Source organism: Nocardia sp. NPDC051750, assembly GCF_044453135.1.
In the GTDB taxonomy this organism is placed as follows: domain Bacteria; phylum Actinomycetota; class Actinomycetes; order Mycobacteriales; family Mycobacteriaceae; genus Nocardia.
In genome coordinates this window covers 860,229-880,435 of the sequence record NZ_JBITCK010000001.1, presented here as the reverse complement: position 1 = coordinate 880,435, position 20,207 = coordinate 860,229, and the positions used below count along the sequence as shown (strand labels likewise).

The following is a 20,207-nucleotide window of genomic DNA, read 5'->3' as shown; positions in this document are numbered from 1 at the left end:
ATTTCCGGGAGACGGCCCGGTTCGCCGAACGGCGAACCGGGCCGTCGACTGTTTGCCGACCCGGCAGTTCGGCGCATCGCCTCGGTTGGTCGGCCACGACGTCGATACGGCAGAGTGGACCCGTGCAGTTGATACTTGTTCGCCATGCCCAGCCGCAGCGGGTCGACAATGCAGGCGAAGCCGCCGATCCCGGCCTGGCACCGATCGGCGTGGAACAGGCCGAACGGGTGCCCGCAGCACTGGACCGTCATCGGATCGTCCGGGTGCTCAGCAGTCCGCAGCGCCGGGCCCGGGAGACCGCGGCGCCGACGGCGGCGAAACTCGGCCTGGATATCGAGATCGTGGACGGACTGGCCGAATACGACCGGGAGCTACCGTCCTATATTCCGATCGAGGACGCGAAGGTCGAATTCCGTGACGCCTACGACCGGATCAAGGAAGGTCACCTGCCGCTGCAGATCGACGCCGAGGCCTTCCGGCACCGGGTACGCGATGCGATAACGGAGATCGCCTCCACCACGGCCGCCGCCGATACCGTGGTGGTCTTCGCGCACGGCGGCGTCATCAACATCACCCTGCAGGACATACTGGGCCTGGCCCGGCCGTTGACCTTCCCGATCGACTACTGCTCGATCACCCGTGTCCTGTTCTCGCGCACCGGGCGCCGCACCGCGGCGACGGTGAACGAGAACGGCCACGTCTGGGAACTGCTGCCGCGCAATATCGCGAACAGCTGATCAGGCCATATCCGCAATCCAGTTGTGCATCCAGGTCAGCGCGGTCTGGCCGTTGCCCACCCGGTAGCTGCCGTAGGCGTGGTGTGATTCGGAACGGTAGAACGCTTCGAGGTCCTTGAACCGCTGCTCGTTGGCGCCTTCGGAGAGCTGTGCCTGCAGCGTGGGCATGCCGCCGTATTTCATCACATCGTTGACGATCGCGGCGGCCTCGAGCTGGTAGCGCCAGATGTTGGCGGGGTTGGCGTCGGAGCTCTGCGCCAGGAAGCCCGCGAAGCGGGTGACGAAATCGTCCTGTGCGGTCGCACAGTAGAGATCGTGGGGAATGCATACGGTGCGGGTGCGATCACTGAGCCAGCCGAATCCGCCGATCCGCGGCCCGGCGGCGCCGGCGCCCGGCGCATGCGGGCCGACCTGGACATCGGCGGCGGCCCGGCGCGGATCGGAGATCAGCCCCACGCCGGACATCCGTTCCGGTCGGATGGGGCCGAGGCCGGTACCGATCTCGGCCGCGAGATCACCGGCGGCATGCGCACCCTGGCTGTAGCCGACCAGGGCGACGTTGGTATTTGCGCACCGTGCGGTCATATCGGTGATCAAGCCGCGAGCGTTGTCGACGGCCTCGTTCTTGGACCGCCCGTAGACATCCCCCTCCCAAGGGAATGCGGTGGCCGCGTAGCTGACGTAATCGACCTTCGCGGAGCGCGGCAGCCCATCGGTGACATCGGCCAGCATGCCCGGCCCCGGGGACTTTTCGTGCCCGGTTTCCCATGTCCCCGGAATCGCCACCACATAGAGGCTCGGGCAACCGGGCGCGGCCGTTGCCGTCGCTCCCGCGGCCACCAGCCCCGACGCGACAGCCGCACACGCGCCCAGCGCTGCGGCAACCCTCTTGAACTGCATACTGCTCCAGTCACCCTGGCCCCTGGTGGGGCGCTCCCGATTCCGCCGTCGCAAGGTGCCGAACCGGCCGACGGCCGCCGATGCGTAACAGGTGAACAACAATCAAGAGTCACAAGTACACGATCGGGTCACGATCAGGCGCCGGAACACACCAGGGATAACAATAGAGCCACAGCACATCCACCGCCAGCCGAACCGCACCTAGATCACAAACGAAGCCGAATACGGCGTGCCCGGACAAAGACGACGGCGCGGTACCTCCGAATCGGAGATACCGCGCCGTGGGGTAGTTCGGTGTCTAACTCAGCGCTGCGCGACCGCGGTCGGCGGGATGGGCGCCGGGAGAGCGGTTTCGCCCTCCAGGTACTTGTCCACCGCGGAGGCCGCCGCGCGGCCCTCGGCGATGGCCCACACGATCAGCGACTGGCCGCGACCCATATCACCGGCAACGAAAACGCCGGGAATGTTGGTGGCCCAGTTCTTGTCGCGCTGGACATTGCCACGCTGGTCGTAGCCGACCCCGAGATCGGTGAGCAGACCGGGCTTGTCCGGGCCGACGAAGCCCATGGCCAGTAGCACCAGATCGGCCTCGAGCGTGAAATCGGTGCCCTCGACCTTCTCGAACCGGCCGTTGGCCATCTTGACCTCGTGCGCGTCGAGACCGGTCACCTTGCCGTCCGCGCCGACGAACCGTTCGGTGTTCACCGAGAACACCCGTTCGCCACCCTCTTCGTGCGCCGAGGAGACCCGGTACATGAGCGGGTAGGTCGGCCACGGGGTGGAGCCGGCACGTTCGGCCGGCGGCCGCGGCATGATCTCGAACTGGTGCACGCTGGCTGCACCCTGCCGGTGCGAGGTGCCCAGGCAGTCGGCGCCGGTGTCACCGCCGCCGATGATGACGACCTTCTTGCCGTGCGCGTGGATCGGCGGCAGTCCCTGTTCGTCGGTCACCGCGTCCCCGTGCTGGACCCGGTTGGCCCAGGGCAGGAACTCCATCGCCTGATGGATACCGTCCAGCTCGCGTCCCGGAATGGGCAGATCGCGGGCCTGGGTGGCGCCACCGGCCAGGACCACCGCGTCGAACCGCTCCCGCAGCTCGTCGGCGGTGATATCGACACCGACGTTCACACCGGCTTTGAAGATGGTGCCCTCGGCCTCCATCTGGGCCAGCCGGCGGTCGATGAACCGCTTCTCCATCTTGAATTCCGGGATGCCGTAGCGCATCAGGCCGCCGATACGGTCGGCCCGCTCGAAAACGGTCACGGTGTGCCCGGCACGGGTGAGCTGCTGCGCGGCGGCCAGCCCGGCGGGACCGGAACCGACCACGGCGACCCGCTTACCGGTGAGCCGGGTCGGGTAGACCGGCGCGACCCAGCCCTCGTCGAAGGCGTTCTCGATGAGCTCGACCTCGACCTGCTTGATCGTCACCGGATCCTGGTTGATGCCCAGGACACAGGACGCCTCACACGGGGCCGGGCACAGCCGCCCGGTGAATTCCGGGAAGTTGTTGGTCGCGTGCAGCCGGTCGATGCCCTCACGCCAGCGGTCCTTGTAGACCAGGTCGTTCCACTCGGGAATCAGGTTCCCCAGCGGGCAGCCGTTGTGGCAGAACGGGATACCGCAATCCATACATCGGCTGGCCTGCCGCTGCAGGGTTTCGTGCGCAAAACCCTCCTGGTAGACCTCTTTCCAGTCCATCAGCCGCAGCGGCACCGGACGGCGTTCGGGTAACTCCCGGGACGTGTGCTTCAGAAATCCTTGGGTGTCACCCACGAGCGGCCCCCGAATAGTCACAGCGCCTCGTCGACGCCATCTGCGGAATACTCTTATCGGCCACGAGCGGCCTTGAATGGTTACAGCGCCTCATCGTCGCCATCTTCAACGCTCTCTCACTACCCACGAGCGGCCTCCATGATCGCCTCATCGACATCTTTACCGCTCTTCTCGGCTTCGGAGATGGCGAGCAGCACCTTCTTGTACTCGCGCGGCATGACCTTCACAAAGTGGTTCACCTGCTGCGACCAGTCGCCCAGGATCCGTTCGGCCACAGCGGAACCGGTCTGGTCCCGGTGCTGGCCGATGATGTCGCGCAGCCAGGTGAAATCGTCACCGGACAGCGCCTCGACGGCATCGGTCTGTTCGGTGTTGACCCGGCCGGAGAAGGTGGAGTCGGGGTCGTAGACGAACGCCAGACCGCCCGACATACCGGCACCGAAGTTACGTCCGGTCTCGCCCAGGATGACGACCCGGCCACCGGTCATGTACTCGCAGGCATGATCGCCGACCCCTTCGACCACGGCCGTGGCGCCGGAGTTCCGGACCGCGAAACGTTCGCCGACGACGCCGCTGATGAACGCCTGGCCGCTGGTCGCGCCGAACAGGATCACGTTGCCAGCGATGATGTTTTCCTCGGCCTTGAACTCGGCCGGGGCGTTCGGGGCCGGGCGCACCACCAGGTGACCGCCGGAAAGACCCTTGCCGACATAGTCGTTCGCGTCGCCCTGGACCCGCAGCGTGATACCGGCCGGAACGAACGCGCCGAAGCTGTTACCGGCCGAACCGGTGAGCGTGATGTCGATGGTGTCGTCGGGCAGACCAGCGCCACCGTACAGCTTGGTCACCTCGTGGCCGAGCATGGTGCCGACCGTCCGGTTCACGTTCGTGATCTTGGTGTCGATCTTGACCGGCTTACCGAACTCCAGCGCGTCGCGGCTCTGCGCGATGAGCTCGTTGTCCAGCGCCTTGTCCAGGCCGTGGTCCTGCTCCTTGGTGCGGCGGCGGTCCTGGAACATGAACGCCGTCTCGACATCGTCGAGGATCGGCGACAGATCCAGTTTGCTCGCCTTCCAGTGCTGCTTGGCCTTGGCGGTATCGAGCAGGTCGACCCGGCCGATGGCCTCGTCCAGCGTGCGGAAACCGAGCTGCGCCAGCAGTTCCCGGACTTCCTCGGCGATGTACATGAAGAAATTCACCACGTACTCGGCCTTACCGGTGTACCGATCACGCAGCACCGGATTCTGGGTGGCCACACCCACCGGGCAGGTGTCGAGGTGGCAGACCCGCATCATGATGCAGCCGGAGACCACCAGCGGCGCGGTCGCGAAGCCGTACTCCTCGGCGCCGAGCAGCGCGGCGATCATGACATCGCGGCCGGTCTTCATCTGACCGTCCACCTGCACCACGATCCGGTCCCGGAGACCGTTGAGCAGCAGGGTCTGCTGGGTTTCGGCCAGGCCGAGCTCCCAGGGACCACCCGCGTGCTTGAGCGAGGTGAGCGGGGAGGCGCCCGTACCACCGTCGTGGCCGGAGATCAGCACGACATCGGCATGCGCCTTGGACACACCGGCCGCGACGGTACCGACACCGGGCTCGGCGACAAGTTTCACGTGAATCCGCGCCTGCGGATTCGCGTTCTTCAGGTCGTGGATGAGCTGCGCCAGATCCTCGATCGAGTAGATATCGTGATGCGGCGGCGGCGAGATCAGACCCACGCCCGGCGTCGAATGCCGGACCTCGGCCACCCACGGGTACACCTTGTGCGCGGGCAGCTGGCCGCCCTCGCCCGGCTTGGCGCCCTGGGCCATCTTGATCTGGATATCGGTGCAGTTGGTCAGGTAGTGCGCGGTGACACCGAACCGGCCCGAGGCGACCTGCTTGATCGCGCTGCGGCGCCAGTCGCCGTTCTCCTCCGGTTCGAACCGGGCCGGCGATTCGCCGCCCTCACCGGAGTTGGAGCGTCCACCCAGCCGGTTCATCGCGATGGCCAGGGTTTCGTGCGCCTCGGCCGAGATCGAACCGTAGCTCATGGCGCCGGTCGAGAAACGCTTCACGATCTCAGCGGCGGATTCGACTTCCTCGATCGGAATCGGCGACCGCGCGCCCTTCTTGAACTTGATCAGACCGCGCAGCGAGGCCAGGCGCTCGGACTGGTCGTCGACCAGCTTGGTGTACTCCTTGAAGATCGAGTACTGCCCGCTGCGGGTAGCGTGCTGCAGCTTGAACACCGTGTCCGGGTTGAACAGGTGGTATTCGCCCTCACGCCGCCACTGGTACTCGCCGCCCACCTCGAGCTCGCGGTGCGCGCGCTCGTTGCGGTTCTCCAGGAAAGCGACCGCGTGCCGCGCCGCGACATCCGCGGCGATCTCGTCCAGGCCGATACCACCGAGGTGCGACCGCAGACCGGTGAAGTACTCGTCCACCAGCTCCTGCGACAGGCCGATCACCTGGAACAGCTGCGCGCCGTTGTAGGACGCGACGGTGGAGATGCCCATCTTGGACATCACCTTCAGCACACCCTTGCTCGCGGCCTTGTTGTAGTTCGCTACCGCCTTGCGGTAGGCCTCCACCGGGTCGCCGGCGCTGCCGGGCACGGCCAGCGCGTCGCGTTCGAGCATGTCCTCGATCGATTCGAAGGCCATGTACGGATTGATCGCGGCAGCACCGAAACCGACCAGCGTGGCCATATGGTGCACCTCGCGGGCGTCACCGGCCTCGACCACCAGGCCGACCATGGTGCGGGTGCGTTCCCGGACGAGATGGTGGTGCACCGACGCGGTGAGCAGCAGCGACGGGATCGGCGCCAGCTTCTCGTTGGATTCCCGGTCGGACAGCACGATGATCCGCGCGCCGCCGTCGATCGCGGCCGAGACCTGGGTGTTGATCGCGTTCAGCGCCCGGCGCAGGCCCGCCCCGCCCGCGGCGACCTCGTACAGACCACGCACGACCACGGATCGCAGCCCGGGGTGGCTGCCGTCGTCGTTGATATGAACCAGCTTCGCCAGTTCGTCGTTGTCGATGATCGGCTGCTGGATGGCGATCTGCCGGCAGGATTCCGGGCTGGGATGCAGCAGATCGGCTTCCGGGCCGATATGGCGGCGCAGGCTGGTGACGACCTCCTCGCGGATAGCGTCCAGCGGCGGGTTGGTGACCTGCGCGAACTGCTGGGAGAAGTAGTCGAACAGCAGCCGCGGCCGCGCCGACAGCACCGCGATCGGGGTGTCGGTGCCCATCGAGCCCAGCGCCTCGGCGCCGGTCTTCGCCATCGGCGAGATGAGCAGGTTCAGTTCCTCGGTGGTGTAGCCGAAGATCTGCTGCCGGATGAGCACCCGGTCGTGCGACATGTGCACATGCGGGCGGTCGGGCAGATCGGAGAGATGCTTGATACCGGCGTCGAGCCATTCCCGGTACGGGTGCTCGGCGGCCAGCTTGGACTTGATCTCCTCGTCGCCGACGATCCGGCCCTGCGCGGTGTCCACCAGGAACATGCGGCCGGGCTGCAGACGGATCTTGCGGACGACCTTGGACTGGTCGATATCCAGCACGCCGACCTCGGAGGCCATCACGACCAGGCCGTCGTCGGTGACCCAGACGCGGCTGGGACGCAGGCCGTTGCGGTCCAGGACGGCGCCGATCACGGTGCCGTCGGTGAAGCACACCGAGGCGGGGCCGTCCCACGGCTCCATCAGCATGGAGTGGTACTCGTAGAACGCGCGGCGCTGCGGGTCCATGGTCTCGTTACGTTCCCAGGCCTCGGGAATCATCATGAGCACCGCGTGCGGCAGGCTGCGCCCGCCCAGGTGCAGCAGTTCCAGGACCTCGTCGAAACGGGCGGTATCACTGGCACCGGGGGTACAGACCGGGAAGATCTTCTCCAGCCGGTTCTTACCGGCCGAATCCTTGCCGAAGACATCGGAACGCAGCAGTGCCTCACGCGCCCGCATCCAGTTCTCGTTACCGGCGACGGTGTTGATCTCGCCGTTGTGCGCGACCCGGCGGAACGGATGGGCCAGCGGCCACGACGGGAAGGTATTCGTGGAGAACCGGGAGTGCACGATGCCCAGGGCGCTCTCCACCCGGTCGTCCTGCAGGTCCAGGTAGAAGGCGCGCAGCTGCGGCGTGGTGAACATGCCCTTGTAGACGAAGGTCTGCCCGGACAGGCTCGGGAAGTAGACGGACTCCTTACCCACCGCGCCCTCGCCGGCGCCGGCCTTGCCGAGCTCGTGTTCCACCCGCTTGCGGATGACGTAGGCGCGCCGCTCCAGATCCATTCCGGTGAGCGGCTCGGCCGAATTCGCGGGCGAGCCGATGAACAGCTGCCGGAACAGCGGCATGGCGTCACGCGAGAGGGCACCCAGCGACGATTCGTCGATCGGCACCTCACGCCAGCCCAGAACCGCCAGGCCCTCTTCCTTGACGATCTTCTCGACGCCGTAGGAGGCCCGCGCGGCTTCGCGCCGGGCCTGGGGCAGGAAAGCGATACCGGTGGCGTAGGAGCCCTCCGGCGGCAGCTCGAAGTCGACCACAGCTCGGAAGAAGCGGTCGGGAACCTGGATGATGATGCCCGCGCCGTCACCGGAGTTCGGCTCGGCGCCCGCGGCGCCGCGGTGCTCCAGATTCAACAGGGCCGTAATGGCCTTGTCGACGATGTCACGGCTGCGGCGGCCGTGCATATCACCGACGAACGCGACGCCACATGCGTCGTGTTCGTTCGCCGGGTCATAGAGCCCGATGGGTCCGGGGGACCTGTGGCCAGGTAGTTGCGTCATGCCTCTGCCTTCGAGAAAGTCGACCTCGACGTGGTGCGGCCTGGAGAGAACGCCCTGTCGAACGCCGGTACTGTCGAACGCTCCCTGCTAGGACTGCGTTCGTACGTTGGCCGACACCAGCCGCGCTGATGGTGTTCGGCGTGCAGTCACGTCTGAAGTTGTTTTCCACCTGCGCCTGTGCGCCGGTGCCCGCTGGTAACGAAGCGCTTACGCACTCGGAACCCGGAGGCGGGTTTCGCCCGCTAGGCTGGCTCTGCCGGTGGTTGCCCGAACGTGCCTTCGGCCGGACATCGGTATGTGCGGCGTAAGAGCAAACGATAAGCCAGGTCCGGTACCCAACCAACCAAGGTTGCCCTAATAATCCGGTCTAGCTGGGCTTCTTCATTCGTTCCTCCACATATGCGCGTTTTCTAGTGTAAAGCAGCGTTCGGCGAAGAATCGATTCCGGACCGGCCTCCGAACAGCGGCGATTCACCGGTCCGGCTCGATTCCCGATGTGGTCTCCACATCCGCCGAACCCACGCTCACCTGCATCGAAGATGATTTCCCGGCCGCGGCCACCGGCAAACCAGGGCGCCTGCGGCTAACTGTTGCAGGGCCCGATGAGATGTTCGTGACAGCCTTGTGACGAGCGCAGAACATGATCCGACCGTCCGGCCTGTTTTACGTTTTCGATGATCCAGCACACGATCAGCAACCCGGCTCCACAGTGGCGCACACCACACATCGCGGACGGCTGCGGCACCCGTTCTCGTTGCGGCAGCACCGGATTCGGCCAGCACAACGCCGTTGTCCCGGCGCGATCACCGGCCACGGAACGACACGCTCACCGGCTCCTGTGAAGATGACCACACCCTCCCGCCAGGGCTCGATGCGCGAGCGTGCCGCCTGTCACGCTGAGACAACGAATCGATGGCAGCTGCAGAGGTTATGGATCCCATGAGCGTCACCGGCATGTTCATCTGGCTCGGCGGCGGCCAGCCCACCGAGACCGCCGACGGATACGAGCGCACCGGTTACACCGTCACCGGCGCGGGTGTAGCGCTGTTCGCGCTGGTCACCGCCGCGGTCACCGGGGTCGCGCTGGGGCTCGCCGACTGGTCCGGCTGGGCCGTCACGGCCGCCGCCCTGATCGCCGGACTGCTCGCGGGCCTGATCGGGCGGGCCCTGGCCGGGGCCGAATCGACCGCCCGGCCCGACCGCCCGGCCGGCGACCCGAACACACCGGCCGTGGCACTGCGACTCGGAGTGGCGCTCATCGCCGGCCTGCTGGTGGCCGAGCTGGCGACAACGGTGCTGTTCACCGGCGCGGTCGACCGGATCCTCGACGAACAAGCGGCCGTGACCGCCTACGCCGCCCCGGCGGTCCGCACCGCACAGGATGATATGGACCGCGCGGTCGGCGAACGGGCCGCGCTCGATCGGACCATCGCCCAGGCCTCGGCCGATATCGATACCGCCCTGGTGGTCGCCCGGTGCGAGTTCAACCCGAGCCCGGAATGCCCGCAGACCAAGATCACCGGTGTACCCGGCCGTGGCCCCGAGGCCCAGACCGCCAACGAGATGCTCGACGACGCCCGCCAGGCCCTGACCGCGGCACAGAACCGGGTGGCGCCGCTGGATCAGCGGGTGATCGACGCCCGGGCCGCGCTGCAGGCAGCCCGCACCACGGCAGCAGCCGAGGGCGATCGCGGGTTGGGCGCCCGCTGGACCGCGACACAAGACCATACGTACGCCGACTTCGGGGCCCTGGTGATCCGACTGTTCACCTGGCTGTTCTTCCTGCTCCTGGCCCTGCTTCCACTCATCCTGCGCTGGTGGCGCGGCGAAACCGCGCAGGAACGCCGCCGCGCCGCCGCCGCCGTGCGCGACCGTGCCGAACGCGCCGCCGACGCGGCCGTCGCCGAACAGGAGGCCCGGCTGCGTGCCGAGACCGCGGCGGTCCGGACGGATCAACAGCTCACCGAAGCCCGGCTGGCCGCCGAGGCCGACACCACGATCGCCCGGGAACGGCAGCGGACCCGGGTCATCGCCGCGCTCGGCGGGCTGGAGGTCGGGGTCACCGAGCGCGGCACCGAATCCGGCGCGCTCGCGGCCGGCTCGGTCAAGGCTCTCCAGCCCGGGAGCGGACCGCATTCCGAGCCCGGCGCCGATCTGCCGGTGCCGCTCGACCGGGGCAACCCCCGACGTGCCGCCGGCCTGGAACTCCCGCTGGTCGGCACGGTCCCGTTCACCGATACCGCGGCCCGCTGGATCCGGCCACTCGTCCCCGGATTCGTGAGTGCAGCGATCGAAGACGCCATCGACACCGCGAGCCGGCCGTTGCGCACCGCACGTCATGTCCTCACCGAAGCCGAGGAAATCACCTTCACGCTGCGCCGCACCCGGAAGGTCACGATCGAGGGCCCGGTCGCGGACTCGCAGCCCGGATCCGGCGGCACCGCTCCGGAGCAGCGCACCGTGGTGGACGCCGATATCACCCTCGACTCCGATGCCATCGTTTCGGCCACAACACATCTGGAGCCCGCACCCGGAACCGCGCTGCCCGGACAGCCTGCGAAGAAACTGCCCGAGCCCGGACATCCCCGGGAACTGCCCCCGGGCAAATGATCCGGCGGCGGATATCCGGCCATCCACTTCTTTCACACCCATACAGATCGAAGCGTCCGCCGGGAGACCCGAGGATCGCGGTGAGCTGCTCGGGCGGGGGCGCGATCTGCGACTCCTTCCGGCGGTGCAACGACCGAACCGGCGACGATGCAGTCGCTGTCCATACCCACATGCCGACCCGGAACCGGGCACGGTCGTGAGAGGCAGCGGCGGCGACTCGATGTAGGCGCAGCCACCGGTTCGATGGGTAGCTGCCTGTCCGGAGTTCGATGCCGAACATCCCCTTCCGGGCGTATCGGGCGCGACCCGGAATCGCGCCCACGATGGATCGCTACGCACGGACCGAACCGCGTCCGGGTGCGAAGGTCGGGCCGGATCGTCCACGGTCCCGTGGGAGCGCGCACCGGTTAGACTCGGCCGCGTGCAGCCTGCCGTCGATACGGCCGGTTCCGTCGGGGCGGGGGTAGATCCGGAACACCGAGCCCGGAAAGCGACGGTGCCGATCCGTCCACTGAGTTTCCGGGAACTGCTCGATGCGCCGTTCGCACTGCTCCAGGCCGATATCCGAGTGATGGCCGGGTTCGCCGGCCTGCTTGTGGTGGCCGGCGAAGGGGTGGTAGCGGCCTTTATCGGGCTCATCTCGCACCTGACCGACGGTTCCGACGAGGGCACCGCACTCGCGGCGCTGGGTGCCACGCTTCTCGTTGCCTGGATCATCCGGGTCACCCTGCGCGGCGTCACCGTGACCTCCGGCCTTGCCCGGGCGGCCGGAGCACCGATCACCCTGCGTGAGGCGCTGCGGCGCACCGAGGACCAACTGGTGCCGCTGCTGCTGACCCAGCTGTCGTTCACCGCGATCGGCCTCGCTGTGCTCGCGCCGAGCATCCCTTTATTCCTGCTCGGTTTCGTCGCCGGCCTGGTCTGGTTTCTGATCGCCTACCCCTGCTGCCTCTTGGCCCTGGCCTGGTTGCGGGCGCGGCATCTGGTGGCCGCGCCCGTATTGTTCGCCGAACGGACCCAGGCCCGGACCGCACTGGCACGCTCCGGCCTGCTCACCGGCAGCTTGCGGATGCAGCGGGCCGGTGTCTGGATCTGCCAGCGCCTGCTGTTCGCCCTGCTGGCCGCTCCGCTGCTGGGGTTCGTGCAGTTCGTCAGCGATTACTCCGGAACCCATCGCTGGTCGTTCCTCGTTCTGCTCACCGCGACCGTGCTGGTCCTGGTGGCTTTTGCCGAAGTCGTGGAATCCAGCGCCCGGGTAGTGGGCTACCTCGATCTGCGGTGCCGCCGTGAGGGTATGGATATCCGGATTCCGGTCCCGGGTGGGGGCGGCCGGTGACCGATCCACGTCGAGCCGCGCCGGAAGAGCCCCACCTGGATACCGCGGGGATCCACCGGGCCGCTTCCGAACACGCCGCCGCGCACGGTGATTACGACACCGCGCTGCGTGAACGTTTTCGCGCGGTACTGCGGGGATTGGAACAGCACGGGGTGCTCGAGGTCCGCCGCTCCCGGACCGCTCGCGAGACCTCCCATGAAGCCGCCGCGGCACTACCGTCCGAGCTCTCCGGCGAGATACCGCCAGCCGCGGGCGCTTTCGACGAGGTCGTCTACGGTGGCCGCCGCGCCGCCGCCGACGAGTACCACCGCCTGGCCCGAGCCGACCGGTTCTCCGCCGCCGCGCCGCCGCCGGCGGCGGATCCGAAGGAAGTCGAGGGCGCCCGGAAGTCCCGGAAACGCGGCACCACCCCGGATTTGCCCGCGTTCCTGCGCGATCCGCGTTTCTGGGCTGGCCTGGCCGCGCTGGCGGTCGTCCTCCTGCTCCTCTACGCGATCGTGCAGGGCTGCAGCGGCCCCAGTGCGCCACGGGCACCGCACGGGCCGCCGGGCGACTCGCCACCGATCGACCCGCCTCGGAGCGACCGCGATTACGACCCCGATCTTCCCCGTCCCACCGGCGAGGATTCCTTCTTCTCCCGGACCCCGCCTTGGCTGGCCTTCGGCATCCTGCAGTTCCTTATCGCCGCCGCCCTGCTCGTCTGGTGGCGGGCAGTGCGACGCGGCGCAGTGGTCACCGAACCCCGGCCGGTGGAGGTCGCCGCCGGCGAATTGCTGGCCGGGCAGGCCGGCCTCTACCGTCGCTCGGGCGACCACGCGCATATCGCGGGTGTCCTGCGGGCCGCCACGCTGCGCCGGCTGCGGCGCGGCCTCGGTGCCGATACCGGGCTCTCCCCGGACGCCCTGGTCGCCGCGGTCGCCGCGCGCATCGGTGCCGACCCGGACACTGTCGGCGCGGCGTTGTACGGACCGGTGCCGGACGCATCGAGCCTGGAGCTCGTTGCCGCGCAACTCGAATGGATCGAAGCGGAGGTCGGATGACCAGCATTGACACCAGCAAGACGCCCGCGGACGGCCCGGCGGTCCTCGGTTCGGCCGATGCCGCCGCCGCGTTCGCGGCCCTGCGCACCGAAATCGGTAAGGCGGTGGTGGGGAACGACAACGCGGTCATGTATCTCGTGCTCGCGCTGCTGTGCCGCGGCCATGTCCTGCTGGAGGGGGTTCCGGGCGTGGCGAAGACCTTGCTGGTCCGGGCGCTGGCCACCGCGCTCGATCTGGAACACAGCCGTGTGCAGTTCACCCCGGACCTGATGCCCGGCGATGTCACCGGCTCACAGATCTACGATCCGCATTCGGCCGAGTTCACCTTCCGCGACGGTCCGGTCTTCACCAACCTGCTGCTGGCCGACGAGATCAACCGCACGCCGCCGAAAACGCAGTCCGCGCTGCTGGAGTCGATGGAAGAGCGGCAGGTCTCGGTCGACGGGCAGCCCCGGCATCTGCCCGATCCCTTCGTCGTGGTCGCCACCCAGAACCCGATCGGGCAGGAAGGCACCTACCCACTGCCCGAGGCGCAGCTGGACCGGTTCTTGTTCAAGGTCGATATCCAACTGCCGGAACGGGATGACGAATTCCGCATCCTGCAGAGGCATGCCGACGGATTCGACCCGCGCGATCTGAGCGGTGCCGGTGTGCGCCCGGTGGCCGGCGCGGCGCATATCGCCGCGGCCCGGTCCGCGATCGCCGCTGTCACCGTCCGCCCGGATGTGCTCGCCTATATCGTCGATCTCTGCCGGGCAACCCGGACAGCCCCGGCGGTCGCGCACGGGGCGTCCACCCGCGGCGCGACCTGCCTGATGGCCGCCGCCCGGGCGCTGGCCTGGTTGAACGGCCGCGGTTTCGTGACTCCGGACGATGTGAAAACCGTCGCGGTCGCGGTGCTGCGGCATCGGCTCCAACTGCGGCCCGAAGCCGAGATCGACGGGGTGACCGGGGAGCAGGTGCTCGCCGGGCTGCTGCAGTCCGTCCCGGTTCCGGTGTAGATCGTGATCGTCACAGGCCGGCTGGTCGCCGTCGCGATCGCGGCGGCGGTCCTGGTCACGGCGGGGTGGCCGTCCTGGTTCGGGGTCCTGGCGATGAGCGCGCTGCTGTGCGCGCTCGGCGCGATCGATCGCGCGCTGACCGCGGACAGCGCGGACGTGGACCTGGAACGAGCGGAACTGTCGGTGCTACGCCTCGGCACGGCGACGGAAATCGAGCTCACGGTGACGAATACCGGCGCACGCACGCTGCGTGGCCGGCTGTGGGACGACTGGCCGGACAGCGCGGGAGCCACCGATGGGGAGCACCGCCTCGCACTGCCGCCTGGCCACCGTGTCCGGTTGCGCACCACCCTGGCACCGACCCGCCGTGGAGACCGCGCCGCCGGACCGGTCACCCTGCGGCTGTGGGGGCCGCTGGGGCTGGCCGGTCACCAGTTCCGCCGCCGGGTGCCCGCCCGGGTACGAGCCCTGCCGCCCTTCCGCAGCGAGCGCCTGCTCGCCGGCAAGGTGAAACGGCTGCAGCATCTGGAAGGCCGCAATCTTGCCGATCTGCGCGGCCAGGGCACCGAATTCGATTCGTTCCGCGAATATGTGCCCGGCGACGATGTCCGCACGATCGACTGGCGCGCTACCGCGCGGGCCACCGATGTCCTGGTGCGCACCTGGCGCCCGGAACGGAACCGGCAACTGCTGATGCTGATGGACACCGGGCGGGTCAGCGCCGGCCGGATCGGCGCGGGCACCCGCCTCGACAACGCGATCGAAGCGGCGCTGCTGCTGGGCAGCCTGGCCGCGGCCGGCGGGGATTCCGTCGGCTTACTCGCCTACGACCGCGAGGTGCGCGCCGAGCTGCGCTCCGGCACGGGACGTGGTGTGCAAGCGAAACTCATGCACGCGCTGGCGGGGGTGGTCCCGGCACTGGTGGATACCGATGCCGAGGGGCTGGTCCGGGCGACGATCCGGCGGGCCCGGCGGCGCAGTCTCATCGTCTGGTTCACCAGCCTGGACGGTGCGGCGGTCACCGAGAACCTGCTCCCGGTGCTGCCGGTCCTGGCCGAACGTCACCGGGTCCTGATCGTCTCGGTCACCGATCCGGAGATCGCCGCCGCGGCCGCCGACCGCGACGGCCGGGCCGCGTTGTACCGGGCGGCTGCCGCCGAATCACGGATCGCCGAACAGGCAGTACTGCAGGAATCGCTGCGGCGGATGGGCGTCGCGGTGATCGCCGCCGCCGGGCCGGATGTACCGGGCGCACTGGCAGACGAATATCTGGAACTCAAACAGTCCGCGGCGTTGTGATCTCAGCGCACCAGGGCAACCGGCGCCGGCGCGAATACCCCCGGCGGAGGCGGGAACGCGGGTAGCGACCGGCGCTGGCGCTCGGCGATCACGCTGCCGAGTATCTGGACCGGCGGATAACCCGGTGGCGCCGCGACCCGCAGGCGGGCACAGACCGCCGCGACGAGCGCCTGCCCGATATCGTGTTGCGCGGCAGGGGTGAGCGTATTGATCCGGGTCAGGTACTGACGCACCGCGAGTGCCAGATCCTCCGGCAGCCCCGTCATATCGAGTTCCGCCGACCAGCCGGTCAGCCAGGCCGGAGGTATCGCCAGCGCGGGCAGGGACAGCCGCTGCTGGATATGCACGACCACCGTCCCCGCGAGAACATCCCCGACCCGGCGCGCGGTGGGCGAACACATCGAACTCGCCACCGCGATCAGCCCGAAGAGGCCGAGGATCCAGAAATCGACGATCGCTCCGGTCAGGCCGCGCGTGAGGGCGTGACGGAAATCCACCGGCCCACCGTCGGCGCGGACCACCCGCAGTCCGAAGATGAGCTTGCCCGGCGTCGCACCGCGCAGCACGGTTTCCCAGATCACCGGGTACCCGACCAGCACCGTGATCAGTGAAGCCAGCGTAAGGGTGGCGAACCAGGGGTTGCTGTCATCGCCGCGCAGCACCACCATCACCAGCAGTAGCAGGAAGATCCCGAGCACGATCTGAAGAACGAGATCCAGCACGAACGCTGCCGCGCGAGTGGGGATACGGGCGACCGGCAGCTCCAGCGCCACCGCTTCCCCCGTGGTGAATTCAGCCATATCGCATAGCATTCTTCCACGGCGGCCGGAATCGCACCCGGAGTCGGGAGCACGGGGGTATACCGCCGGCGCGCTGCGTAGACGCCACCGCGGCGGCCCCGCCCGTGGCCGTATTCGGAGACCGGCGACGCAGCGGCGGAACGGGCTGAGTGGGAGGCAAGCCGATGGATGTTGACGCCTACAGCGCGCGGAATCGTCATACCTGGGCGCGGCTGGACTATCTGACGGGCCGCCGCAAGCTGACCGGTGCGGAATCCGACGAGCTGGTGCTGTTGTATCGCCGCACATCCCAGCAACTGGCACGGTTGCAGACACACAGTCCCGAACCGGAACTCGTCGCCGGTTTGAGCGCGGTGCTGGCCCGGTCGCGGGGCAAGATCGTCGGCAGTTCGCCCGATACCGGGTCCGAAATTCTCCGGTTCTTCACCCATCGCTTCCCGGCCGCGGTCTACCGGGTGTTCGGTTGGTGGCTGGGTGTGGCGGTGGTCTTCCTCAGCGTGGCGGCGGGTTTCGCGACCTGGATTTCGGTCGATGCCTCGGCCCGCAGAACGCTTGGGCTACAAGAGGACTCCACGGCACTCACCGCCCCGGGCGGGACGTTCGAGACCTATTACACCGAGCATTCGAACGACGCTTTCGCGGCATTGGTCTGGACCAACAATGCCTGGGTTTCGGCACTCGCACTGTTCCTCGGCATCCTGATCGTGCCCGTGCTCTACCTGTTGTTCATGAATGCGCTGAATATCGGCGTGACAGCGGGGCTCATGGCCGAGGCCGGACGCCTGGATTCGCTCTTCGGGTTCCTGCTACCCCATGGAATGCTGGAACTGACAGCCATTTTCATCGCGGGCGGGGCCGGCCTCAAACTCGGCTGGACACTGGTCGACCCAGGGCGAATGAGTCGCACCGAAGCCCTCGCCCAGCAGGGCCGGGCCACCGCCGCTATCGCCCTGGGACTGGTACCGACGCTGCTGGTAGCGGGATTGCTCGAAGGATTCGTCACGCCGAGCACCCTGCCGACGCCGGTGCGCATCGCCTGTGGCCTGCTCGCCGAAACCCTCTTCCTCGGCTACATCTTCCTCGCCGGCCGCCGGGCGAGCAGGGAAGCAGATTCCGCAACATCCGGGTAGCTGCCGGCCGCGGCCCCGGGCAACAGATAGACAACGCCGAGCACACCGCAGCGGATCGTGTTTGTGAGCCGACAGCAACGCGAATCAGATGACCTGTGAGAATTCCCCCGATTGAATTCCGCTGGCCGCAGCGAGTCGCCGCTCTAGCTGCGGCCAGCGTTACCGTCGACTCTACACAATCGTTATTCCTACGCAACCCATTGCGGAACAGGTCACAGGTATAACTCGGAGATCAGCAAACTCCCAGAAACCCCCTCCTGGACCTCACCCCAGCTAACTTCCAGCAGTCACCGACGGACTTGCAGCGGTGCTTTCATTTGCAAGTACATTTGGTTTTTACTGGTCACAGGGCTATCCGTAACCATGGTTACGCATAACCGCCGGCGGGTTCGCCGAAGCGAATGCCCGAATCGCCGTTAACTCGGTCGATTCATCGCCGACCTGCGCATTCGCGAGGCGGTAACACGGTTGCCGGGCCCCGGGATGAGCCAAAAGAAACCCAGAGTTTGTTTACTCCGCTCAAACATGCCGGACCCCCCGAATTGAACCCGGAGATGTACTCGCGCTCGGTTAACCACGATGGTTCCAGGACGTGAACTGGGTCACCCGATGCCCGAACGCGGGTCCACCGAGCAGAGCCGTCGCTACCGGAAATCAATTGTGTGACCTTGGTCTCATTCAGGCATATGGCGTGTCCTGTGGGCGAATGCGATTCGCCGGAGCCGGCACCGCCCGGCGCCCGCCCTCCGAAGGATCGGAAACGGGTAGATCACACCGGAGAACCATCCCGGTACGGTGGCCGGCCGTGCGGCCTTCAGCGTGTCCTGGTGACTCATATGAGGGCACCACGGTCGAGCCTCCCGATCAGTCGCGCGAAGCGACTGCCGTCGACGCCCTCCAGGATGGCGACCGAGCGCCCGCAAGAACAGAAGAAGCCGTGGATCTCATCGAATCCACGGCTTCTTCTCAGTGGGCGAAGGGGGACTTGAACCCCCACGTCCCGAAGGACACTGGCACCTGAAGCCAGCGCGTCTGCCATTCCGCCACTCGCCCGAGCGACGGATCAGACAGTAGCACGGAGGTGACCACGAGACGAAATCACGTGGTCACGGCCCTACAGACCACCCCGCTGACCTGGGTTCGGCGGCTGGTTCGCCGATTCGGGGAACTCCGTCACCGTTGCGGTAGTTACAGGTATAGCCGATCGTGGATATCATGCAGGGAACGTGCTCGTAGTACGACACGCCGTATTCGCGTGTCGTCGTAAAGAATGAGGAGAGACTCACCGAAGGGAGGGCCCAGATGGGGATCGTCTCGAGATTCGAGCGCCGCCTCCAGGGCGCCGTCGGTGACGTCTTTGCCCGGGTCTTCGGCGGGAATGTGGTTCCGCAGGAGGTCGAGGCCGCACTGCAGCGTGAGGCCGCCGACAATGTCCAGGATCTCGGCGGCGGGCATCGGCTCGCACCCAACAGTTATGTGATCACGATCAACTCGTCGGACCACCGGCAGTTCGACGCCGATCACGACCTCACGACCCGCGCGTTCGCCAAACATCTGCAGGATTACATCCGCGAGCAAGGATGGCAGACCTACGGCGAAGTGCACGTGGTCTTCGAGGCATCCCCTACGCTGCACACCGGAATGTTCAGGACGAGCGGTCGCGTCGACCCAGACGCCGGCCGCGGAGCTGCCTCGGCTCACCGCCCGGAACCGCTACAACGACCCGCTAACCCGCAACCAGGAGCTGGCCCCATGACGCAGAACTCTGGCTACGACCCGAGCCGTGAGCACGCGGAGTCCGATCCACGTAATCGCGGGTACGCTCCCGGACCCGCGGGACGCGGGCCGCAGAACGGCGCGTACCCCGAGGACTACGGTCCCGGCGCGCCCTACAACGGCGGACCGGACTACCAGAACGGTTACGACTATCAGCAGGGCGGCGCCGCCTACGACCAGCAGGGCTACGGCGGCCAGCAGCCCGGCTACGACCAGCAGGGCTACGGCCAGCAGGGCGGCTACGACCAGCAGGGCTACGCCCAGCCCGGCTACGACCAGGGTTACGACCAGCAAGGTTACGGCGGCCAGCAACCCGGCTACGACCAGCAGGGTTATGCCCAGCCCGGCTACGACCAGGGGTACCAGGGCCAACAGGGGTACGACCAGGGTTACGACCAGCAGGGCTACGCCCAGCAGCCCGGCTACGACCAGCAGGGTTATGCCCAGCCCGGCTACGACCAGGGCTATGACCAGCAGGGCTACGCCCAGCAACCCGGCTACGACCAGGGTTACGACCAGCAGGGCTACGCCCAGCAGGGTGCGCCGGGTTACCAGCAGGGTGGCCAGCAGGCCGCCTACGGCGCCCAGCCCGGCTACGCGCCCGCGGCCGGACCCGGATTCTCCGCGACCCTCGCGCTCGACGACGGCAGCGGCCGGACCTACCAACTGCGCGAGGGCAGCAACATCATCGGCCGTGGCCAGGACGCACACTTCCGGCTGCCGGATACCGGTGTCTCCCGGCGCCATATCGAGGTGCGCTGGGACGGCCAGACCGCAATGCTGTCCGACCTCGGATCCACCAACGGGACCCTCGTCAACGGCTCACCGGTCCAGGACTGGCAGCTGGCCGACGGCGATGTGATTCGCGCCGGGCATTCCGAGATCCTTATCCGTATTGTCTGATGCCGTAGGCTCGCCGTGCGGATCACGGGACAGCTCTCGCATAATAGGGCGGTCCAATCGTGATCGGTCTCGTCCGACGGTCCTATGATGTTCCGACACACGCGCGGCCCCGCAGTGCGGGCCGCCGGGA

At 67.7% G+C, this 20,207-nt stretch carries 12 protein-coding genes and 1 tRNA gene; 8 read left to right on the top strand and 5 right to left on the bottom strand.

The features are described 5' to 3' along the window. Positions 1-122 precede the first annotated feature (122 nt). The gene (locus tag ACIA75_RS03770) at positions 123-737 is read left to right on the top strand and encodes a histidine phosphatase family protein (RefSeq protein WP_397099567.1); all 615 of its coding nucleotides are present in this window, start codon (positions 123-125) and stop codon (positions 735-737) included. On the opposite strand, the gene ACIA75_RS03765 is transcribed toward ACIA75_RS03770, so the two are convergent. The 3 genes from ACIA75_RS03765 to gltB form a co-directional block, all read right to left on the bottom strand. Beyond that, the gene (locus ACIA75_RS03765; protein WP_397099565.1) at positions 738-1,637 is read right to left on the bottom strand and encodes a cutinase family protein; all 900 of its coding nucleotides are present in this window, start codon (positions 1,635-1,637) and stop codon (positions 738-740) included. It lies immediately after the preceding gene. A 303-nt stretch (positions 1,638-1,940) separates the two neighbouring features. Beyond that, positions 1,941-3,410, bottom strand: a complete 1,470-nt coding sequence (locus ACIA75_RS03760) for a glutamate synthase subunit beta (RefSeq protein ID WP_397100897.1) — start codon at positions 3,408-3,410, stop codon at positions 1,941-1,943. A gap of 119 nt (positions 3,411-3,529) precedes the next feature. Continuing rightward, positions 3,530-8,182, bottom strand: a complete 4,653-nt coding sequence (gene gltB, locus ACIA75_RS03755; RefSeq protein WP_397099562.1) for a glutamate synthase large subunit — start codon at positions 8,180-8,182, stop codon at positions 3,530-3,532. A 939-nt stretch (positions 8,183-9,121) separates the two neighbouring features. Between gltB and ACIA75_RS03750 the strand changes: the two genes are divergently transcribed. From ACIA75_RS03750 to ACIA75_RS03730, 5 genes are all read left to right on the top strand, one after another. Then, entirely contained in the window at positions 9,122-10,792 is a 1,671-nt protein-coding gene (locus ACIA75_RS03750) for a DUF4407 domain-containing protein (RefSeq protein WP_397099559.1), read from the top strand. Between the two features lie 421 nt (positions 10,793-11,213). Then, positions 11,214-12,128, top strand: coding sequence for a hypothetical protein (locus ACIA75_RS03745; protein ID WP_397099557.1), 915 nt, complete (start codon positions 11,214-11,216; stop codon positions 12,126-12,128). Next, positions 12,125-13,168 (top strand): DUF4129 domain-containing protein, encoded by a 1,044-nt coding sequence (locus ACIA75_RS03740; RefSeq protein WP_397099555.1) that lies wholly within the window; start codon positions 12,125-12,127, stop codon positions 13,166-13,168. The genes ACIA75_RS03745 and ACIA75_RS03740 overlap by 4 nt, the downstream gene beginning before the upstream one ends. Next, positions 13,165-14,169, top strand: a complete 1,005-nt coding sequence (locus ACIA75_RS03735; protein WP_397099552.1) for an AAA family ATPase — start codon at positions 13,165-13,167, stop codon at positions 14,167-14,169. Before ACIA75_RS03740 ends, ACIA75_RS03735 begins: the two co-directional genes overlap by 4 nt. Before the next feature lie 3 nt (positions 14,170-14,172). Continuing rightward, positions 14,173-15,468: a DUF58 domain-containing protein gene (locus ACIA75_RS03730; protein ID WP_397099549.1), complete on the top strand. Its 1,296-nt coding sequence runs from the start codon at positions 14,173-14,175 to the stop codon at positions 15,466-15,468. A gap of 2 nt (positions 15,469-15,470) precedes the next feature. Here the strand turns inward: ACIA75_RS03730 and ACIA75_RS03725 are convergent, their stop codons facing one another. Next, positions 15,471-16,268 carry an RDD family protein gene (locus ACIA75_RS03725; RefSeq protein ID WP_397099547.1) on the bottom strand — a complete coding sequence of 266 codons (798 nt, stop codon included), beginning with the start codon at positions 16,266-16,268 and terminating at the stop codon, positions 15,471-15,473. A gap of 164 nt (positions 16,269-16,432) precedes the next feature. Between ACIA75_RS03725 and ACIA75_RS03720 the strand changes: the two genes are divergently transcribed. Continuing rightward, entirely contained in the window at positions 16,433-17,398 is a 966-nt protein-coding gene (locus tag ACIA75_RS03720; RefSeq protein WP_397099545.1) for a stage II sporulation protein M, read from the top strand. A gap of 970 nt (positions 17,399-18,368) precedes the next feature. Here the strand turns inward: ACIA75_RS03720 and ACIA75_RS03715 are convergent. After that, positions 18,369-18,451: transfer RNA gene (locus ACIA75_RS03715), tRNA-Leu, on the bottom strand. 249 nt (positions 18,452-18,700) lie between these two features. Here ACIA75_RS03715 and ACIA75_RS03710 point away from each other — a divergent pair. Then, entirely contained in the window at positions 18,701-20,077 is a 1,377-nt protein-coding gene (locus tag ACIA75_RS03710) for an FhaA domain-containing protein (RefSeq protein ID WP_397099542.1), read from the top strand. Positions 20,078-20,207: the final 130 nt, after the last annotated feature.